This window comes from Bacillus thuringiensis, assembly GCF_022095615.2.
Classification (GTDB): Bacteria; Bacillota; Bacilli; order Bacillales; family Bacillaceae_G; genus Bacillus_A; species Bacillus_A cereus_AG.
This window is the reverse complement of record NZ_CP155559.1, coordinates 632,663-654,301: the sequence shown is the minus strand read 5'-3', so window position 1 is coordinate 654,301 and position 21,639 is coordinate 632,663. Positions and strand designations below refer to the sequence as shown.

The window sequence follows — 21,639 nt, the reverse complement described above, 5'->3', positions numbered from 1 at the left end:
TCCTCCTTTAATGGTTTAACACTCTTCTTAAAAATAGACGCGCTCTTTCTTGTTCAGGACTTACAAAGAATTGCGCTGGTGTTGTATCCTCAATGATCTTGCCATCATCCATAAATAAAATCCGATCTGCTACTTCTCGAGCAAATCCCATTTCATGCGTGACAACGACCATCGTCATCCCTTCTTTAGCTAGCGTTTTCATAACATCAAGTACTTCACCAATCATCTCTGGATCAAGAGCAGATGTAGGCTCATCGAATAGCATAATTTCCGGCTGCATTGCGAGCCCTCTAGCAATTGCTACCCTTTGCTGTTGTCCTCCGGATAATTGATGCGGGTATACACTAGCCTTCTCCGGGATTCCTACTTTCTCTAAATAAAACATCGCTGTTTTCTCAGCTTCTTCTTTTGAAACTTTGTTTACTTTAATCGGTGCTAGTGTAATATTTTGAAGAACCGTTTTATGTGGATATAAATAAAAATGTTGAAAGACCATTCCGATATTTCGACGTAATTCATTCATATCTGTTTTTACATTGTGTACCTCCGTATTTTGTACCATTAACTCTCCGTCTGTAATTGTCTCTAGCTGATTTATACACCGAAGCAACGTGCTTTTTCCTGATCCAGACGGCCCAACAACTACTACCACTTCACCTTTTTTCACTTGTACATTAATATCTTTTAAAACTTGAAAGTTACCATAATATTTATTTACATTACGAAACTCTATCAACATACTCCCCCCTTCCCCTAATAAAGCATGTACATTCTTTTTATATTCAAAAATAGTCCCAAAAATAACTTCTCACTTCATTTTTGTCCACAAAAAAAAGCAAAGGGATTTCCCTTTGCTCCTTCATTTCTATTCTATTAAGATACTTCTTCCTTCTTATCTTTTCCGTATTCATGCTCCCAGAAATCAGCATTTTTAATGCCTAATGGCCCTGGATCAAATACTGGATCTTTTCCTTCTTTTTTCTGCTTTTCATAATCCTTTAATGCAACTAATGCAGGCTTTTGTAATAGTAAAATCGCAATGATATTTACCCATGCCATAATTCCTACACCGATGTCACCTAAAGCCCACGCCGTTGCTGCTGTTTTTATACAGCCGTAGAATACAGCTCCTAAAAATACAAATTTTAGTATCATAGACAGCCAAGGACGGTCTTTATCACGATTTAAGTACGCGATATTCGTTTCTGCAATGTAGTAATACGCCATAATTGTTGTAAATGCAAAGAATAGTAACGAGATTGCAACGAAACCGTTTCCAAATCCAGGGAAAACAGATTCTACCGCTGCCTGTGTATATCCCGGTCCTGGTTGAGCACCATTTAATTTATTTACGATAAAGTTTTTTCCGCTTGCATCAAATACGTTATACATGCCTGTAATAATCATCATAAATGCTGTTGCTGAACAAACAAATAATGTATCAATGTAAACGGAAAATGCTTGTACTAAACCTTGTTTAGCTGGATGTGATACTTCCGCAGCTGCTGCTGCATGTGGTCCAGTTCCTTGCCCTGCTTCATTGGAATAAATACCACGTTTTACTCCCCAAGAAATTGCTAAACCGATAATACCACCGAAAGCCGCCTCTAATGCAAAAGCACTTCTTATAATTAACATAAATGCTTCTGGCAATTTTTCAATATTCATAGCAACAATAACGCAAGCTACTAAAATATAACCAACTGCCATAAATGGTACGACAACTTGCGCCACATTAACGATTCGCTTTACTCCACCGAAGATGATAATAGCTAATACAACAACTAATAAAGCCCCTGATACGGTAGTGTTAATTCCAAAAGCTGTTTCTAAACTTACGGCAATACTATTTGCTTGCACACCTGGCAATAAGAGCCCTGTTGCAATAATTGTCGCTGCAACGAATACTAATGCATACCATTTCACACCTAAACCTTTTTCAATGTAATAAGCAGGCCCACCACGAAACTGTCCTTGATGTTTCGTCTTATATATTTGCGCGAGTGTTGATTCTACATAAGCTGATCCTGCTCCTAAAAAGGCTACTGCCCACATCCAAAATACAGCTCCTGGTCCACCGAATGCAACCGCTGTTGCTACCCCAGCGATATTCCCTGTCCCAACGCGTCCTGATAACGAAAGCGCTAACGCTTGGAACGAAGAAACACCAGCCTCTGATTTTTCTCCTTTAAATGTCAGCCTCACCATTTCTCCTACATGCCTTACTTGTAAAAACCTCGTTCGAATGGAAAAATATAACCCTACTCCTAGACATAAATAAACAAGTGCTGGACTCCAAACAATATTATTTATCCAATTTACGATAGCTTCCAATATTCCCCCTCCTTCTTTATAAAGAATTTTCAGAATATATAAAAATTATAAATGTATACCGAATCTATGACAATATTATTTTAATAAAACAAACATATTTTTGTATAAAAAAACAAAGTATATATTTATTTTATATACTTTGTTTTGAACAAAATGTATTATATATTCACAATCGCTTCTTTGCTTATAATTCTTTCATATAATTCTTCAGATAATTCCCGGAAGTTATCTGGCATATCTTTCCCCTTAAACTTCTTTTGGAGTGTGCCATATAAACCTATATCGCGTAAGCGTAAAAATAGCGGTAACGATTCATACCAACTATCCGCCAGCTTGTGTTCATATTCGTATCCTTTTCTTAGCACTTGTAACTGTTTACGAGCGAATATCGTCTTCTCCTCCGCTGTCCATGGTGTAAATAGAACAGAGTAATAGAGAACCATCGCTAAATCATGTATAAAGTAATTATAAGCCGCATCATCAAAATCAAAGATTGTTAGCTCTTTTCCATCATAATGAAAATTACCTGGATGGATGTCACCGTGCATAAGGCCAAACGTTTCTCTTTCAATTGGAAGAGCCTTTATTTCATCCATTAATACCGCTGCAATCTTTTTCACTTGATCATCTTCTAATTCATTAACAATTCCACTTTCGTCTTCTTCCCACGTATCACGATAATTTGTTTTAGGATAGTTCATTGTTAGGCGGTGCAGTTGTCCAATTGCTTTTCCCCATGCTTCAAAGTAAGCATCTCCCCAATAAGACGATTCTTCTCCTTTTACTTGCTCACCTTTTGCATATGTAAATAAGGATGCGAAAAAGAAAGTTCCATCCTCTGCTCCGATTTCTTCTACAAGATTTTGAGAAGTTGAATAAAGAGGTCCTGCTACCTTTGCTCCTTTCTCCGCAACATATCGTAAAAAATCTAGTTCAGCCTCTACTTCTTTTTTGGAACGATGAGAAGAGTGGGTTAAACGTAATACGTACTCTTCACTATTATCACCCTTCGCCTTAAAAATATAATTTTCAAAGTCTCCAAGTGGCTTTTCTTCCACTGTTACATGAAACAAACTCGCTGCTGTTTTTAAAATCTCTTTTGTAAAAACACGTTCTACAGCTATTTCCATCTATATCCCTCCTATATATCTTCTTAATTCGACACAAATGTGAGAAGTACTGCTATGAAATTGAATAGTGCGTAGAAGATGACGTAACTTTCAAGCTTATTTTTTCAAATAATCCAAGCATAATTTTCTCACAAAAAGCAAAAATTAACAGAAATAATTTTAACGTAAAGGAGATGGAAAGTATGTCCGAACAGAAAAGTTCACAACATGATAATAACAAAAAGCATATGTTTCCATCACTTCCGGAGAACATTAATTACCTTGAAAATAAACTTTTCCATTCTGATGATATAAAAAAATTAGATCTCCCTTTTCAAAACGGAAAAGGAACGATCTTATATATCGAATCTTTATCAGATCCAAATTTAATTCATCAATTAGCTCTTGAGCCATTATTAACAAGGTCTGATTTATCTTTAGAGAAAGCTTTTTCTACGTTAAATATGAAAAAAGAAACGAATTTAAATTATGGGGTACAACTTTTATTACAAGGCAAATCCTTATATTTTCATGAACATGTCGACAGTTTTTGTATTTTCGAAACAGCTTTATCTTTAAAGAGAGATATAACAGAACCTGATAATGAAGGTATTGTACGTGGACCCCATACTGGTTTTGTAGAAGATTTAGCAACCAATTTAGCTTCTATTCGTAAACTCATAAAAAGTCCAAATGTCGTCGTTAAATATTTCACACTTGGTGAAGAAATGCATACAAAAGTGGCAATTGCTTATATGCAAAATATAGCGAATGAAGATCTCGTTGCAGAAGTAAAAAGAAGGTTAGAAATGATTAAGACAGATGCACTTATGCCTCCAGGATACATACAAGAATTTATAGAAGATACGTCTTTCTCACCCTTTCCGCAGCAATTAAATACAGAGCGTCCAGATAGAGTCGCAGCAAATTTAATGGAAGGACGAGTTGCTATTTTATCTGACGGAGATCCAACAGCGCTCATCGTACCTGTTACGTTATTCGCTTTCTATCAATCACCAGATGATTATAATAACCGCTGGATTGTCGGTTCTTTCATCCGAATGATTCGCTTAGTAAGTTTTTTAATTGCCTTTCTCTTGCCAGCTTTATATATTGCAACTGTCGCTTTTCATCCTGACGTGTTGCCGCTCGAACTTGTGTATACCATTAAAGCTTCATTAGAGAAAGTACCGCTTCCTCCTATTTTTGAAGCTCTCTTAATGGAGTTAATTTTCGAATTATTACGGGAAGCTGGTATTCGTCTGCCGAGCCGCGTTGGACAAACGATCGGTATTGTAGGTGGTTTAGTAATTGGTGATGCGATTGTAAAAGCCGGCCTCGTTTCTTACACAATGATTATCGTTGTAGCTTTAACTGCAATCTCATCTTTTCTCGTTCCATCAAACGATATGAGCTCAGCAGTTCGAATTCTTCGTTTTCCATTAATGATTCTTGCTGCCATATTCGGATATGTAGGAATATCATTTGGTCTAATTATAACTTTCGTTCACTTATGTCAGCTTCATTCTTTTCATACACCATATCTTTCTCCTCTTGCACCAATGCGGATAAAGGATATGAAAGATTCTTTCGTAAGACTTCCAATTTGGTCGTTTTGGGAACGACCACATGATCCAAAGCCAAAAGAAATGCAACGACAACATGTAACGAGAGAGGATGAGGACGGTGACAAACACGCAAAGTAAAATCTCGCTAGTTCAATTTACCTTTTTCGTTATGCAATGCCAAATTGGAGTAGGCATCCTTTCTCTACCAAACCGCCTTCACCCAATCGCTAAAGGTGGGGGCTGGATTTCTGCACTCATCGCTGGATTGGCAATTCAACTTATCATTTTGCTTATGTGGCTTTTCTTAAAACGATTTCCTGATGCTGATATGTATGAAAGTGTTTGTATCCTATTTGGTAATAAACTTGGAAAACTATTAGGTTTTCTTTATGTTTTTTATTTTACTCTTATCGGTATGACAGTTATGTTAAACGCTTGTAATGTCATTAAAGTTTGGATATTACAGGCAACTCCTTGGTCTGCCATTCTCATCCTATTTACAATAGCTTGTTGTTATGTAGCCTATAATACATTTAAAGTCATCGTACGATTTTATGTCATGGCCTCCATTCTCATTTTACCTATGGCACTTTTAATTGCCCTAGGGCTTTCCCGGGCTGATTTTTCTTATATTTTCCCCATTACAGAGGCTGGATGGTGGAATATTATTCAAGCATCGAAAGAAACAATTACAGCCATGTATGGTTTTGAAATTATTCTTATCGCTTTTCCAAAAGTAAACGGGAGTTCTGTGGCAAAACTAAAGGCCATTTCTATCGCTAATGGACTTGTAACTCTTTTTTATACTTTTACTGTTTGGATTTGCTTTATCGTATTCAGTCCAAAACAAATTGAACTTATTCCAGAACCAGTTGCTTATTTATTACGCTCCTTGCATATAGGGATTATAGATCGAACTGATTTACTATTCATACCAATATGGATGATAACAGTTGTCGCTTCTATTGCTAGTTATTATTGTGCTGCTTCAATCGGAATTGGACATATCTTCAATCTTGCTAATCATAAAAAAGCCGTCCCTATTGTTGGACTTCTTTCTTTTATAGTCGCCGTATTTATAGATACACCCGAAGAATTAAAAGTAATTGCAACTTTCACTGATAAGTTCACCTATATTTTCATAGTTGTCCTCCCTCTTTTATTTCTACTTTATTCAGTAATAAGAAATAAGAAAGGAGAGCAGTATGTTCAAAAAAAGAGTTAAATTACTTTTTGTATTATGTACTAGCTCATTCCTTTCTGGCTGTTGGGATCAAGAACCATTAAGAGAAGCGAGATTAGCTTATAGCATTGGATATGATATTACGGAAGAGAATAAACTTCAGCAAACGATTGAACTTGTAAAAAGTTCTAGCGGAGAACAGTCCTCATTCGAGAATGAAGTACATTCAGCAACCGGATATAACATAAGAGATACAAGTGATGCACTGAAAAAAAATGTAACTGGGAATATTCGTTATTTCAAATATGGCGTTCAATTATTAGGAACAAAAATCCAGAAAAAAGGTATATTACCCTATTTAGATGTCAGCTTTCGAGACCCAACAAATCCAACTGCTTTAGTAAAACTTATTTCAGTAGAAGGTGACACATCCGAAGTACTTGAAAAAAAGAAAGTAGGCAACTTACTTATTGGAGATTTCCTAAAGAAAAAAGTGAAAAGCTTAGAGGATATGAGCGTTTTTCCAAAAGAAACTTTAGAAACAGCCGCCACTAAAATGTTAGACCCTGGTAAAGATTTCACCCTACCTTCTATAAAAATAAAAGAAAAAGAAGTTATTACAGACGGGTTAGCGTTATTTAATAAGGACAAATTAACTGGACATTTACCACTGAAACAATCTGTTTTATTCGTATTATTAACCGGAGAGATGGGAACAAGTGCCCGTATAACCCAAAAACTTACTAGCGAGGAATCAGCGAAGACATCTGATTATTTAACGATGGAAATTAGCAATCGAAAGTTAAAACGAGACTTAAAAATAACAACAGATAAAAAAGGAAATGTTTATGCTCACATTAAGCTTCAATTAAAAGTTATAGCGCTTGAAGCTCCAAGAGATAATCTTTATAAAATGGGTGAAAGAAAAAAGCTCAATAAAGAATTATCGAAACAGCTTACAAAGGAGGCAAAGCAGATAACCAAAAAGCTACAAAAAGCAAATTGTGATGCTTTCGGTATCGGCAGGCATCTTATCGCCTATCACCCTGAGTTATGGAAGAAAAAAAATTGGAATAAAGATTATGCAAAAGTAAAATTTAAACCTGAAGTCGAAGTAAGCATTTTGTATAGTGGTGTCTTAAAATAAAAGGTTGTATGCCACGCGGGCATACAACCTTTTATTTCGTATATCGATACACAACTGATTCATATGGTCTTAAGTTAAGTTTTGTAATATCCTTGCTTGAATCTTTATAATTCGACAGTAGTATTTCTTGTTTCATTCCATCTAATTGAACATGAGCTGGTACAGAATACGTTATGTCTTTTCCATAGAAGTTATTAATAACAAGTAACACCTCACTCTCTGTAGTACGAGTATATGCCCAAATCTTAGGATCATTTTTATCTAAAATAGCATATTCTCCTTCTGTAATTACATCATATGTTTTTCTAAGTTCTATTAACTTTTTATAATGATAAAATACAGACTCTTTATCTTCTAATGCTTTTTCTACATTAATTTCTTTATAATTATTAGCAACTGAAATCCAAGGTGTACTTGTTGTAAAACCACTGTTCACCTTTTCATTCCACTGCATCGGAGTACGAGAGTTGTCACGAGATTTTTGTTTTAAAATCCCGATAATCTCTTCTTTTGATAATCCTTCTTCTCGCTTTATATCGTGTATATTTAACGATTCCACATCGCGATATTGCTCGATGGACTCGAATTTAGGATTCGTCATACCGATTTCTTCGCCTTGATAAATATAAGGTGTTCCTTGCAACATATGCATAGCTGTCGCTAACATTTTCGCAGATTCATTTCGGTACTTTCTATCATCACCGAAGCGTGACACAATACGAGGCTGGTCATGATTACACCAGAATAGAGCATTCCATCCTCCGCCCTTTTGCATTTCAATTTGCCAATTAGACATAATCTCTTTTAATTTAATAAAATCAAAATCAGCCTTCGTCCACTTATCTCCATTCGGATAATCTACTTTTAAATGATGAAAGCTAAACGTCATACTTAATTCATTGCGCTCAGGGTTTGAGTATTTAATACAATTATCAATTGTCGTAGATGACATTTCTCCAACTGTAATTACATCTTTCCCTTCAAAAACATTTCGGTTCATCTCTTGTAAATATTCATGAACACGCGGGCCATCTGTATAATATTTACGGCCATCGCTTGTCGTCGTACTTCCGTCATCATTTAAGAACTGTTGATCTTTTGAAATTAAATTAATAACATCTAATCGGAATCCAGTTACCCCTTTATCAAGCCAAAAATGCATCATATCATATACTTCTTCGCGAAGTTTTTCATTTTCCCAATTTAAATCAGCTTGTGTCTCATCAAATAGATGTAAAAAATATTGCTCTGTCTTCTCATCATATTTCCAAGCAGACCCGCCAAACTTAGATTGCCAATTATTTTTTTCATCACGCCAAATATAGTAATTGCGATACGGGCTATTTTTATCTTCCTTCGCTTCTCTAAACCACTTATGCTCCGTCGAACTATGATTTACAACGATATCAAGCATAATTTCGATGTTACGTGCTTTTGCCTCTTCTAAAAGTTCTTCAAACTCTTCCATCGTTCCGTAAGATGGATCAATACTGTAGTAATCACTTACATCATATCCATTATCATTTTGTGGTGATTGGTATATCGGTGTTAACCAAATATAATCTACTCCGAGTTCTTTTAAATAATCTAGTTTCTCTGTAACCCCTTTTATATCACCGGTTTCTTTATCGTAATAGCTATTAAAGCTCTTCGGATAAATTTGATAAACTACACTTTTATGCCAATCCTTCATGTCTAACTTCCTCCTACTTCTGTTTTACTCGTTTTGCAAATAACCACGTTAACGTAAATGGGATTACAACTGCGATAATCATTCCGACAATAAACATTGGAATCGATTTCGGAATGATAGAAATAAATGCCGGTAATCCGCCAATTCCGATAGCAGGTGCTAATACACCATTTAACGTAATAAATATAGCTGCAATAGCCGATCCTATAATTGCTGCATAGAACGGGAATTTATTTCGTAAGTTTACACCAAACATAGCTGGCTCTGTAATACCGAAATATGCTGAGATTGCTGATGTAGATGCCATACTTTTATCATTTTGATTTTTAGAAATCCAGAACATCGCAAGTGCCGCACTACCTTGCGCAATGTTAGAAAGAGCAATCATTGGCCAAATGAATGTACCACCGTGTTGTGCAATTAATTGTAAGTCGATAGCAATAAACATATGATGCATACCTGTAATTACAAGCGGTGCATATAATGCTCCAAACAATACTGCTCCAACTACTGGTACTGTTTCATATACACCTACTAATCCAGCTGTTAATAAATCTCCAATATGACGTGTAACTGGACCAATAATTCCTAATGCTAATACACCTGTTACGACAATCGTTGTAATTGGTACAACTAATAATTGAATTGCATTTGGTACATGTTTCTTTAAGAAGATTTCCACTTTACTTAGTACGAATGCTGCTACTAAAACTGGTAGAATTTGACCTTGATACCCTACCTTTTCAATTTGAAATAATCCTAAAATATCGAAGTACTCAATCTTTTGTCCATCTAAACCAGTTGCTGCTTTACCATAATCCCACGCGTTTAATAAGGCTGGATGCACAAGCATTAATCCCATAACGATCCCTAATATCGGACTACCACCAAAACGCTTCGTTGCTGACCAACCGACAAGTGCTGGTAAGAATACGAATGCTGTATTCGCCATCATATTAATTAAATCCCAAAGCCCACTTAAGTTTGGATATACATCTAATAAATTTTTACCTTCAAAAAATAAGTCCTTCGCCCCTAATAGATTGTTAATTCCCATTAGTAAACCAGCTGTTACAATCGCTGGTAATATCGGCATAAATACATCTGAAAATACTTTTACAAACTTTTGAGCTGGATTTAACTTTTGGTTTCCAGAGTCTTTCACGTCAGCTACTGTCGCTTCTTTCATACCTGCAAGCGTTATCAATTCGGCATATACTCGATCAACATCTCCTGGACCGATTACAATTTGAAATATCCCAGCGTTATGAAACGCTCCTTTCACTAATGCAATAGACTGTAATTTATCATTATCTATTTTACTTTCATCCTTTAAAGCGATACGGAGCCTCGTTACACAGTGCGCAGCTTGTTCGATATTATCTTTCCCACCAATATACTGCAACACTTCCTCTGCTGTTTTACGATAGTCTTTCCCCATATTCCCGTCCCTCTTTTCTTTTTTTGATACCGTTTACACTTACATATTAACTCGTACATATAAGTTAGTCAACACTCGTATATACGAGTTTGTGTTTTTTTATAAAAAAAAGAGGTGAAACAATATTCTGTTCCACCTCTTTACTTCCTCCGTGCCACATCCGAAAAATGAAAAATATCTAAACGGTGGCGTGATTCTGTATATTCAAACTGACTTCCATCATACAAATGCGTAAAGTTTTTCACAACGACAACATAGTCTGTTCCATTTAAATCTAAATACTTTCTGTCATCCTCTGTACACGGCTGCACTTCAATTACCCTCTGCGAATAGCTAATATGTAGCCCTAATTCTTTCTCAATGTATTTATAAATTGATGCCGTTGCAATTTCTTTCGTTAACCCTGGAATAAACTCAGATACAAAATGATTAATATCTAAAATTACTTTTTCTCCATCAATATTTCGCACACGTTTAATATGATCTATTTCAGTTTGCTCTTTCACGTTTAATAGCTTTGCAACCTCTTTTGTCGCTTTTACTTTCTCCATTTCCACAACTTCTGTAATACAATGGCGTCCTAAACGTTCATTTTCTTCTTGGAAACTTACAATACCACCAAAGTTGAATTCAATGTTTTTTCGCTTTAAAACAAAAACACCTTTTCCATGTATTTTTTGAACATATCCGCGCTCTTGCAATAAATCTACAGCTTTTCTTACAGTACCTCGGCTTGCCTCATACTGCTTCATTAATTCAGTTTCTGATGGGATTTTGCATCCCTCTTTTAATTGTTTATTATCAATAGACTTGCTGATTGCTGTATAAATTTGTTCATACTTACTCATCATCTACAATAACCCCTTGTCACCTTCTAATTCTATATGTATTATACCATGCTACACTCTTCTGCCAATCTCTCACTTATTTTCCAGTATAGGAAAAATACAGGTAAATATTTAATCTTTAAAACGTATTTTTATAAAATTTTTTATATTTTTCTTTTCATTCAAAAAAACATGTAGTATACTAACTTCAAAATCAGAGGAGAAAGGGAGCAAAGAACTATGCTTACTTATACAACAATTGTAGTTACATTTGCACAAAAACATCATCATCATACGTAACCCTTGAAACCTAGCGGAAAAATTACGCGTAGGTACAAGGGTTATTCCCGTTGTACCTACGTTAGGCGAAGAGCCATGTAGGTATTTTTTATCTACATGGCTCTTTTTTTATTGTCAAAAAGCTAGTAAAAAATGATGTTTAAGCAAAACTTACTACAAAGGAGTTAACAAAAATGGAAACGAAAAAATGGGGATTATGGATTTTAACGGCTTTTGTGATCGGAAATATGGTTGGCGGTGGCGTATTTATGCTCCCAGCAAATTTAGCACACGTATCAGGTCCAATGGGTTCTACACTTGCATGGAGTATTACAGGACTTGGCGTATTTATGATTGCACTCGTATTTGGAAATTTAGCAATCCGAAAACCAGAATTAAAAGCTGGACCACAAAGTTACGCTCAAGCAATGTTCCCTTCAAAAAAAGCGGGTAAAGTTGCAGGATATAGTATGGCATGGGGCTATTGGGCTGCGAACTGGGCTGCAACCGCATCTGTTATTATTTCCTTTGCTGGATATTTATCGACATTCTTTCCAGTTTTACAAAGTAAGCAAATTCTCTTTTCAACGAACGGATTTTCACTAGAACTCGGAAAAGGATTAACTTTCCTCGTATGTAGCCTTATGTTATGGGGAATTCAATATATTCTTTCTCAAAATATTGACCGAGCTGGAAATATGAATCTTCTTGCTACCATTGCAAAGATTATCGGATTTACAATGTTTATTGTAATCACATTATTCATCTTCAATGCCTCTAATTTCGGAGACGGTCAAACATTTATGAATGAAGCTGGACAATCAATTTCGTTAGGTGGACAAATCAATTCAGCTGCTATCGCAACACTCTGGGCATTTATCGGTATTGAATCTGCTGTAATGCTTTCTAACCGTGCAAAATCTCAGCGTGATGTAAAAAAAGCTACCATTTTCGGATTAATTATCGCTCTTCTTATTTACATGTCAATTACTTTACTTACAATGGGAGCTCTTCCGCAAGATGCTTTAAAAGAATCTCAAAAACCATTAGTAGACGCATTAAATTTAGCAATTGGCAATAAAGGTGCCTACATCATGGCTTTACTTGCACTTGTATCTTTATTTGGATCAACAGTTGGCTGGATTGTTGTTAGTTCAGAAGTACCTTACCAGGCAGCAAAGAATGGACTTTTCCCTAAGTTTTTCGCGAAAACAAATAAAAAAGGGAGTCCTTCAAAATCATTATTTATTACAAATGTGATGACGCAAATTTTCTTATTCTCAACGATTTCTGGTACTGTGTCAGAAGCTTATAATTTCGCTATCGTTGTAGCAACATTAGCTTATTTAATTCCATACCTTGTTTCTACGTTGTACCAATTCAAATTAGTTATTACAGGAGAAACGTATGATGTAATGCCTGGCTCTCGAATAAAGGATGGGATCATTACTACATTAGCATTTGTATACTCTATTTGGGTTATCAAAACCGGAACTGCTGATTTAAAAACGTTCTTCTTAGGAATTGGATTGTTTGTATTAGGTCTTATTCTTTATCCAGTACTAATGAAAAACTCACAAAAAACGAATTAAAAAAGAGAAGCTATCGGCTTCTCTTTTTCATTCAAAATCTATAATTAACTTTTCTTTTAACTCTCCTACAGATAAGGGCTTCGCATAATAAAATCCTTGTACGTAATCACAGCCCATAGATTGTAATAAACTTTCTTGCTCTACTGTTTCTACCCCTTCAGCAACTACTGCTAAATTTAAGCTATGGGCAATTTCAATAACAGATTTGACAATCGTTCGCTCTGGCTGTGCGTGATCATAATGAAATTCATGAATAAAGTTACGGTCAATTTTCACTATATCCAGTGGTAGTTGTTTTAAATAATATAAGGAAGAATAGCCCGTTCCGAAGTCATCTAAAGCAATTAAAATACCCATATTTCTTAATTCTTGTAATGTAGCAATAATATAATCAAAATGGCGTACAGCAATACTTTCCGTTATTTCTAAAATTAAACGATTCGGCGGAAAGCCAGTTCTCCTTAAAATACTACGTACAGATAAAATAAAACGCTTTTGCATTAATTGTTGTATGGATAAATTCACAGATAACTTTAGTCCTTCTTCGTAATCTGGCAATGTTTTAAACAAGCGACATGACTTTTCTAATATCCAGTCCCCTAATTTTATAATAAGTCCAGATTCTTCAGCTACTGGAATAAATTCGCCTGCCGAAATAGGCCCTTCTTCTGTCGAACAACGCGCTAAAGCCTCAATACCAATATATTTCTTCGTTTTCAAATCAATAATAGGCTGCAGTGCCACGTCTAACTCTTCATCACGAATTGCCTTTTGCAAAGCGAATTCAATTTTCATTCTACGATTTATTTTCGCACGTAACTCATCTGTAAAGAAACACGCGGCATTTCTGCCTTGTTCTTTCGCGCTATACATAGCTAAATCCGAATTTTTCAATAGAGTTTCTACATCTTGTCCGTCTTGCGGATATGAGCACAGTCCTAGACTAGCTGAAATGTATACCTCATGACCTTCAAGCATAAATGGTGCCTGAAAACATGACAACACAGATGTCGCTAACTGCCTCATCACATCTTGTGTATGACTTTTTGTTAACAGTACAAATTCGTCGCCACCCAGCCTAGCCAGAACATCTTTCTCTCCTAGCACATAATGCAACCGTGAAGCAACTTCACTCAAAAGTAAATCCCCTATCATATGACCTAACGTATCGTTTACAAATTTAAAACGATCCAAATCAAAGTAAATCATACCAAATTCTTTTTTGCCTGCAATCATCTCATTTACAGTCGTTATTAACTGCAATCGGTTCGGTAAACTCGTTAAAGCATCATGATACGCAAGCTCCCTATAACGACTTTCGCTTAACCGCAACCTCTGTTCTGCTTCTTTCCTACTACTAATATCATTTCGGATCGCAATAAATTGGTATGGCTCTCCTTTTTCATTTAAAAATGGAACAATTGTTGTTTTAACCCAATAATATGTTCCATCTTTTGCTTGATTTCGAATCTCACCCCTCCATACCTTTCCGCTCAAAATGCGCTTCCATAGAATTTGAAAAAATGTTTTCGGGTGATATCCTGAATTTAAAATACGATGATCTTTCCCTATTAACTCTTCTCGTGTATATTTGGAGATTTCACAAAACTTATCATTTACATATGTAATAAGACCATTTCGGTCTGTAATCGCAACAATTGAAGACTCATCTAATGCTAACTTTAAATCTCGCAATGAAGAGTCATATAATGCATGACCTCTTTGTTCTAGCATGCGCATCTCTCCTTGCTTCCTATCTGACTAAAACACAACTTGTTTCTTTTCATAGAAATAGAGATATTTCATTTCCTAATAATCGTCCTTTACATAAATCACATTTTGAAATATGCCGATTAAAATAACATAATATTATTTGTAATAAAAAGCAATATAATACCGTTTCAATTATAAATAGTAGTTTCTGATCGTTATAATTAGCTTACTTTATTATACCTTATTCATTCTCTTACATTCCTTTATAGCTAGCTCTATACAACCACTGTTTCCTATTAATCCCGCTCACATTTAACCTCTTTACTTTACTAGCAAAATAGAAGTTTGAGCACACTATACAACTATTCACGAATAATAATATAAAAATTAAAATTAGTATATATGTTTTTAAATTACAATAACAAAATATTAACATATTTTCACCTTTATTTTGGAAGTATTTTATAAATAAATACTTTATTAAACGAAAAAAAAAGAGGATATCCTCTTTTTTAATTTAATACGGATATGGTATTTGCTGATAACCCGGATATGGCGTTGGATATGGTGCTGGGTATGGCGCTGGGTATGGCGCTGGATAAGTTACTGGGTACGGTGCTGGATAGTAGCCTCCACCTGCTGCACCCGTTAATGCGCCAGCTGTAAGTCCACCTAACATGCCTCCAGCAAAACTTCCAGGAAAAAATCCACCGCCCCATGAGCCGCCACCCCAGCCCCATCCGCCACCGTGATGATGATGATCATAATGATTGTGTCCACCATGGTGATTATGCCCTCCATTATGATGGTGCCCTCCATGATTATGACGATAATACAATCCGTTATTTTCTATATAATTCATGTTTCCCATCTCCTTTTCCGTTTTCTCATCTTAATAGGTATTGTATGAATAGTACGGACCTTGTTAGTAACCTATATAATAAGAAGAAACCACGTAATACGGATAACCATACCCTAAGTTTCATCATGCACCTGCTACAAATCCATGGTATGATTATCCCCTTTCCTATATAAGGGGCAAAGGTTTTGTCCCTCCTACACTATTTATTAGCCAACAAATAGCGGGATAATATACTGTATGTAGGACAAATGCGGAAAGCATGGGGAAAATGCCTATATTTTGTAAAAAAAACAAAACACTTTATAATAAGAATGTCGGATTATACCTTTTTATATAAAAAGTCTATATTTAAGAAAGATTAGAGGAATTTTATAGAAATGAAGAAGCCTATCGTTCAATTATTATTGGTATTTACAATTATATCTATCGTACTCTTACTTTTAGATACGTCTATCCTCTCGCTATATACCTTTTTCGGTGCATTATGGTCTCTTACAATCATAGGGATATCTTTCGTTATTTTTATTGAAAATAGATCCCCACAGAGTACTTTAGCATGGTTTTTAGTATTAGCACTTCTCCCTGTTGTAGGTGTGCTTTTATATGCGCTTTTCGGGCGTAGCCGTTGGAGAAGAAAAAAACATCTACATCGTTCCGAAGAGCAAAGAAAATTATTCCGTGAAATATTGGAAGGAAGACGAGTAGAATTATCACTCACAGTCCCCTTACATGAACGTTCTACACATTTAACAAAAGTCGTACAAAAATTTGGAGGCGGACCTGCCGCAGATAAAACAACTACAAAACTTTTAACAAATGGCGATCAAACATTCTCAGAAATTTTGCAAGCTATCGAGCAAGCAAAGCATCACATACATATTCAATACTATATTTATAAATCTGATGAGATTGGTACAAAAGTTCGAGATGCTTTAATAAAAAAAGCAAAAGACGGTGTTATTGTACGCTTCCTTTATGATGGACTCGGAAGTAACACTTTAAGAAGACGATTTTTACAACCTATGAAAGAAGCTGGTATTGAAATTGTAGAATTTGATCCTATTTTTTCAGCTTGGTTACTTGAAACTGTCAATTATCGTAACCATCGTAAAATTGTCATTGTAGATGGAGAAATCGGTTTTACTGGAGGGCTCAACGTCGGTGATGAATACCTTGGCCGTTCAAAAAAATTTCCCGTTTGGCGTGATAGTCATTTAAAAATAGAAGGAAAAGCACTATATAAATTACAAGCCATCTTTCTAGAGGATTGGCTCTATGCATCTAGTGGGTTGAATACTTATTCCTGGGATCAATTTATGAATAGACAATACTTCCCAGGTAAAGAAATTTCAAGTGCAGAAGGCGCTGTGCAAATTGTAGCGAGCGGACCAAGCTCAGATGATAAAAGCATTCGCAATACATTATTAGCTATTATGGGTTCTGCAAAAAAATCGATTTGGATCGCTACACCATACTTTATTCCAGATCAAGAAACTTTAACATTATTACGTTTAAGTGCAATATCTGGCATAGATGTACGCATTTTATATCCTGGTAAAAGTGACAGTATTATTAGTGATCAAGCATCACAATCCTACTTCACTCCACTTTTAAAAGCTGGTGCTTCCATTTATAGTTATAAAGATGGTTTTATGCATGCAAAAATTGTACTCGTTGATGATAAAATCGCGACAATTGGAACGGCAAATATGGACGTACGCAGCTTTGAATTAAATTATGAACTTATTAGCGTACTTTATGAATCAGAAACCGTTCATGATATTAAACATGATTTTGAAGAAGACTTTAAGCATTCCACTGAAATTAAATGGAACGCATTCCAAAAAAGAAGTATCAAAAAACGAATATTAGAATCCTTTATGCGACTCATTTCTCCTTTACTGTAAGCAATCAATGTAATATTGATTGCTTTTTCTTTTCCATTTCCCTTCTCTCCTTTTCTTTGCATACCATATTAAAACAAGTTATCATAAGATGTATTACTTTATGAAAATAATGTTAGGTGGGAAATACATGTTAGAACAATTTCATATACATGCTGATTTAAAACAACAGCTCTCAAACATTCACGAAAAGAATAAGCAAGAAGCTGGTGAAAATGCACATTTAATTGGAAAGAAAATATATAAAGCATCTGATAACAGCATTATTGAAGATGCCATTACAGCACTTCTTCTTGGCAAAAACATTCTATTAAAAGGACCGACTGGTAGTGGTAAAACAGTACTAGCGGAAACTCTTTCTTCTTTATTCCAAAAACCAATGCATAGCATTAACTGTTCTGTCGACCTAGATGTAGAAGGTATTTTAGGATACAACACACTACAAACGAAAGATGGCGCTTCTGAAGTTGCATTCGTTAATGGTCCTCTTATGAAAGCAATGAAGAACGGTCATTTCCTATATATTGATGAGATCAATATGGCGAAACCTGAAACATTACCACTTCTTCACGGTGCGTTAGATTATCGTAAAATGATTACAAACCCATTTACACAAGAGGTTGTATACGGTGATGACGAGTATCGTGTAATTGCAGCAATTAATGAAGGTTACGTTGGAACAAGTGAACTAAACGAAGCATTAAAAAACCGTTTCGTTATTATTGAGGTTCCTTACATCCAAGGTGACACATTAAAAGAACTATTACTATCTGAATCAAAATTAAATGATGTTGCAACAATTGAAAAGTTCGTTGCATTCGCAAGCGACCTTATGCCTTTAGCTCGTGATGGACGTGTAAGTGAAGAAGCAGCAAGTATTCGTGGCATTATCGACGCATGTGATTTAGGTGTATATATTCCTGTTATGCGTGCAATTGAACGTAGTATTATCGCAAAATTAAACGATGAAACAGAACAAATGACTGTCCGTGAATTAGCAGAAAGTTATTTCTTTGAGGGATAATTCATGAGACAAATTTTTAGTGACAAAAAAATTGATGCGTCGCTGTTTCTACAAATGGAAAACTTAATGTATGCCCTTCTAAAAGAAGACGATGCCTACCTCGAGTATGGCTATAAAGCATACTACGACGAAATTGAAAAAAAGGTTGTCATTAGTCACTTTTGGGATGATCGAAAAGAAGAAGATACAGTAATCGGATTAAAAAGCGAAGTGTTTTTAAAAGCACTTGGTAATAAACATTACTCGGACATGACTTTAATTCGTTCTTATGCGATTGAATTACAAGAATCGCATCTAAAAAAGTTTTTAACACAATTATTTGTTCTATTAGAAGATTTACGTGTTGAGGAAATCGTAAAAAACTTACGCCCCGGCACAAAGCATGTTTTTAAAAGAAGAAAAGAAATGTATCGCAATTACTTTGGTTCACAAAATGAAATCAATCGTGTTCGTAACTATCACGGTGATCGTCTATTTTGTCTCTGCTATCTTTCATTAACGAGCGATAAATATGAAATGTTTAATAATGAATATTTCGAGCAAATTGAATCAATTTTGCATGAAACATTCCAAGCTCGTAATACAGAAGACATTATGTATATCGTTGAAAAAATTCGCTATCGCTTAGAGGAGCTTCTTGAAAGTGATATGCTGAACAATTATTTCGGACATGCTCCGCTTTATTTATCTGTCATTGCAGACGAAAAGAACTGTCGCGTCGAAGATTTAGCAAATGATGATACGCAGCTTATAGATGACGATGAAAATAAAAACAAAATGGATGAAAGTTTCTCCACATGGCATCGTGAAAATAAAAACAATGAAAACGAGAACTTTTTACGCTTTGAATTAGAAAGCGGAACAAAAACAAATATGATGGGTGACACTGCTCGTGAATCAGAAGATGGTGACCAAGCACTTGGCTCTGTACAAGGTACTTCTCAAAAAAGTACACAATCCAACTTTGATGGCGCTGATACAGAAGAAGCAAGAGCTTCACACGCTTCTAGCCAAAGCGAGGGTGCATACGGTAAGTATAACGTTGGTGCCTCTCATACATTTAAAGAAGCTCGCAAAGCAAATACCGATGAGAAAAAAGATTACCAAGCTATCAAATCAGTCGTTAATAAAGATGTAAAAGAATTAAAGAAAATTATCGAAAAAACGATTGAAAATAAAACGAATGCAAATAGTGATAAATACTACGGAAGACTTCGCAAGAAATTCCTTCGTATTTATACTGAAAAGCAGCCGCGCATGTTTTATAAAAAAGGACAAGAATCACAAGAACTCGACGTTGCATTCCAATTGTTAGTGGACTGCTCTGGTTCTATGTATAACAAAATGGAAGAAACGAAAAAGAGTGTGGTCCTATTCCATGAAGCGTTGAAATCTTTAAAAATCCCGCACGCTATTAGCGGATTTTGGGAAGATGCTTCTAGTGCTAAACCTGAAGATAAGCCGAACGTTATCCATGAAGTTGTAACGTATAAAAACTCAACGTTACCAAACGTTGGTCCCGAAATTATGCAGCTTCGCGAAGAAGAAGATAACCGCGACGGATATATTATTCGGATCGTTTCTGAAAAGCTTGCGAAAAGACCAGAAAAGCATAAATTCTTACTTGTCTTTACAGACGGTGAACCTTCTGCGCTAGACTATCAACAAGACGGTATTTTAGATACGCATGAAGCTGTCAAACTTGCTCGTAAAAGTGGTATGGAAGTAATCGGAATCTTCATCGAAGAAGGCGAAGCGAAAGAAGCAACTTATCAATTAATGAAAAATATTTATAACCACCACTTCTTAGTTGCAAATCACGCTGAAGATTTACGTTTGAAGATTAAACCACTATTGAAAAAGTTATTATTGAAGACGATTGAATAGAAAAACAGGAGCGCCCTCGCTCCTGTTTTTTCTTTCAATCACTTTGTTTCTGGTTGAAACTTGTATGGAATGGCTACTTCTAATAATGCCTCGAATCCTCTATCGTAGAATGGGAATCGTTCATTTGCGATCGTTCGATCCACCCACTCTATTGCAGAAATTTCTTCTTCATCTTCCGCAATCAGTTCACCTTTTACTACATTTGCTCGAAATGTAAAAAGTATCGCATGATTCCCTGATACTTCAAAGAATTTTTCATTGATCGCAACAAGTCCACCTGCCACGGCAGTTAAACCTGTCTCTTCTTTTACTTCCCTTACTAGAGCTTCCTCTAACGTTTCACCCTTTTCAACAGCCCCGCCTGGCAATGACCAAACGTTTTGTTCCGCATTGTGTACCATTAATACTTTATCCGTTTCTTCATCATGTATTAGTGCATATACGACGTCAACTCTTTGCATGTTGCTTTTCTCCTTCAATTAACTCATCCATTGTAAATAAAGAATGTAGCTGTAAGCCATCTTCTAATACGTTTTCTCTTCCCGCTTTCGTTCGTTCAATGACGCCTAGAACATGATGGACTTTCGCACCCAGTTCCCTTAAGTCTTTCGTACTTAATAATATTTGACCGCCTGTCGTAATAACATCTTCAACAACACAAACATTTTTCCCAGTAATATCAACGCCTTCTGCTAACTTACATGTACCGTACTTCTTCGCTTCTTTTCTTACAAATACAACTGGTATACCTGTTTGTAAAGATAATGCTGTTGCTACTGGAATTCCTCCCATCTCTAAACCCGCGAGTACTTCTGTCTCAGGAGGAATGAGCTCTTTCAATTGTTTAGCAATTTCTAATAACAGTACTGGATTAGATTCAAATAAGTACTTATCAAAGTATTGATTTGATACTTGTCCTGATCGAAGTTTAAATGTTCCCGTTAAACGTGACGTATTGTAAATTTCCTTTGCTAACTCCCATTTCTCCATTGTATCTCTCCCCTTTATGCACAAATTAACTCATTCTATCACACTTGTAATTATTTGTATATTCCTAAAACACAAACAAAAGGGCC

General features: G+C 35.6%; 17 protein-coding genes. 7 read left to right on the top strand and 10 right to left on the bottom strand.

All coding sequences use genetic code 11. The features are described 5' to 3' along the window. Positions 1 to 7: 7 nt before the first annotated feature. The 3 genes from KZZ19_RS03285 to KZZ19_RS03275 form a co-directional block, all read right to left on the bottom strand. Entirely contained in the window at positions 8 to 739 is a 732-nt protein-coding gene (locus KZZ19_RS03285; RefSeq protein ID WP_088095137.1) for an amino acid ABC transporter ATP-binding protein, read from the bottom strand. A gap of 134 nt (positions 740 to 873) precedes the next feature. Beyond that, the gene (locus KZZ19_RS03280) at positions 874 to 2,334 is read right to left on the bottom strand and encodes an alanine/glycine:cation symporter family protein (RefSeq protein WP_237981597.1); all 1,461 of its coding nucleotides are present in this window, start codon (positions 2,332 to 2,334) and stop codon (positions 874 to 876) included. A gap of 158 nt (positions 2,335 to 2,492) precedes the next feature. After that, on the bottom strand, positions 2,493 to 3,464 hold the full coding sequence (locus tag KZZ19_RS03275) for a phosphotransferase enzyme family protein (RefSeq protein WP_237981596.1): 972 nt from the start codon (positions 3,462 to 3,464) through the stop codon (positions 2,493 to 2,495). A gap of 182 nt (positions 3,465 to 3,646) precedes the next feature. On the opposite strand from KZZ19_RS03275, the gene gerKA reads away from it, so the two are divergent. From gerKA to KZZ19_RS03255, 3 genes are read left to right on the top strand one after another with little or no spacing between them, the layout of a single operon-like run. Then, positions 3,647 to 5,149: a spore germination protein GerKA gene (gerKA, locus tag KZZ19_RS03265; protein ID WP_237981595.1), complete on the top strand. Its 1,503-nt coding sequence runs from the start codon at positions 3,647 to 3,649 to the stop codon at positions 5,147 to 5,149. Further along, positions 5,130 to 6,236 (top strand): GerAB/ArcD/ProY family transporter, encoded by a 1,107-nt coding sequence (locus tag KZZ19_RS03260; protein WP_098343620.1) that lies wholly within the window; start codon positions 5,130 to 5,132, stop codon positions 6,234 to 6,236. Before gerKA ends, KZZ19_RS03260 begins: the two co-directional genes overlap by 20 nt. Further along, positions 6,217 to 7,341, top strand: a complete 1,125-nt coding sequence (locus tag KZZ19_RS03255; protein WP_237981594.1) for a Ger(x)C family spore germination protein — start codon at positions 6,217 to 6,219, stop codon at positions 7,339 to 7,341. Before KZZ19_RS03260 ends, KZZ19_RS03255 begins: the two co-directional genes overlap by 20 nt. A gap of 31 nt (positions 7,342 to 7,372) precedes the next feature. Here KZZ19_RS03255 and treC read toward each other — a convergent pair whose 3' ends face one another. The 3 genes from treC to treR form a co-directional block, all read right to left on the bottom strand. Then, entirely contained in the window at positions 7,373 to 9,034 is a 1,662-nt protein-coding gene (gene treC / locus KZZ19_RS03250; protein ID WP_237981593.1) for an alpha,alpha-phosphotrehalase, read from the bottom strand. A 13-nt stretch (positions 9,035 to 9,047) separates the two neighbouring features. Continuing rightward, on the bottom strand, positions 9,048 to 10,475 hold the full coding sequence (gene treP / locus KZZ19_RS03245) for a PTS system trehalose-specific EIIBC component (RefSeq protein WP_088095131.1): 1,428 nt from the start codon (positions 10,473 to 10,475) through the stop codon (positions 9,048 to 9,050). Positions 10,476 to 10,615: 140 nt separating this feature from the next. Beyond that, a complete protein-coding gene (treR, locus tag KZZ19_RS03240) occupies positions 10,616 to 11,326 on the bottom strand; it encodes a trehalose operon repressor (RefSeq protein WP_088095130.1) in 711 nt (236 codons plus the stop codon). A 449-nt stretch (positions 11,327 to 11,775) separates the two neighbouring features. On the opposite strand from treR, the gene KZZ19_RS03235 reads away from it, so the two are divergent. Beyond that, a complete protein-coding gene (locus tag KZZ19_RS03235; RefSeq protein ID WP_098343617.1) occupies positions 11,776 to 13,173 on the top strand; it encodes an amino acid permease in 1,398 nt (465 codons plus the stop codon). Between the two features lie 27 nt (positions 13,174 to 13,200). On the opposite strand, the gene KZZ19_RS03230 is transcribed toward KZZ19_RS03235, so the two are convergent. Next, a complete protein-coding gene (locus tag KZZ19_RS03230; RefSeq protein WP_088095128.1) occupies positions 13,201 to 14,907 on the bottom strand; it encodes a putative bifunctional diguanylate cyclase/phosphodiesterase in 1,707 nt (568 codons plus the stop codon). Between the two features lie 496 nt (positions 14,908 to 15,403). Beyond that, positions 15,404 to 15,748: a cobalt transporter gene (locus KZZ19_RS03225; RefSeq protein WP_098343616.1), complete on the bottom strand. Its 345-nt coding sequence runs from the start codon at positions 15,746 to 15,748 to the stop codon at positions 15,404 to 15,406. A gap of 377 nt (positions 15,749 to 16,125) precedes the next feature. On the opposite strand from KZZ19_RS03225, the gene KZZ19_RS03220 reads away from it, so the two are divergent. The 3 genes from KZZ19_RS03220 to KZZ19_RS03210 all read left to right on the top strand — a co-directional run bounded on the left by KZZ19_RS03220 (position 16,126) and on the right by KZZ19_RS03210 (position 20,563). After that, complete coding sequence (locus KZZ19_RS03220; protein ID WP_088095126.1) at positions 16,126 to 17,655, top strand: cardiolipin synthase; 1,530 nt, start codon at positions 16,126 to 16,128, stop codon at positions 17,653 to 17,655. 127 nt (positions 17,656 to 17,782) lie between these two features. After that, positions 17,783 to 18,676, top strand: coding sequence for an ATP-binding protein (locus KZZ19_RS03215; RefSeq protein WP_226546144.1), 894 nt, complete (start codon positions 17,783 to 17,785; stop codon positions 18,674 to 18,676). Between the two features lie 3 nt (positions 18,677 to 18,679). Next, the gene (locus KZZ19_RS03210; protein WP_088095124.1) at positions 18,680 to 20,563 is read left to right on the top strand and encodes a vWA domain-containing protein; all 1,884 of its coding nucleotides are present in this window, start codon (positions 18,680 to 18,682) and stop codon (positions 20,561 to 20,563) included. A 38-nt stretch (positions 20,564 to 20,601) separates the two neighbouring features. On the opposite strand, the gene KZZ19_RS03205 is transcribed toward KZZ19_RS03210, so the two are convergent. Beyond that, positions 20,602 to 21,024, bottom strand: coding sequence for an NUDIX hydrolase (locus KZZ19_RS03205; protein ID WP_098343613.1), 423 nt, complete (start codon positions 21,022 to 21,024; stop codon positions 20,602 to 20,604). Beyond that, positions 21,011 to 21,553 (bottom strand): orotate phosphoribosyltransferase, encoded by a 543-nt coding sequence (gene pyrE / locus KZZ19_RS03200; protein ID WP_226546143.1) that lies wholly within the window; start codon positions 21,551 to 21,553, stop codon positions 21,011 to 21,013. Before pyrE ends, KZZ19_RS03205 begins: the two co-directional genes overlap by 14 nt. Positions 21,554 to 21,639 lie beyond the last annotated feature (86 nt).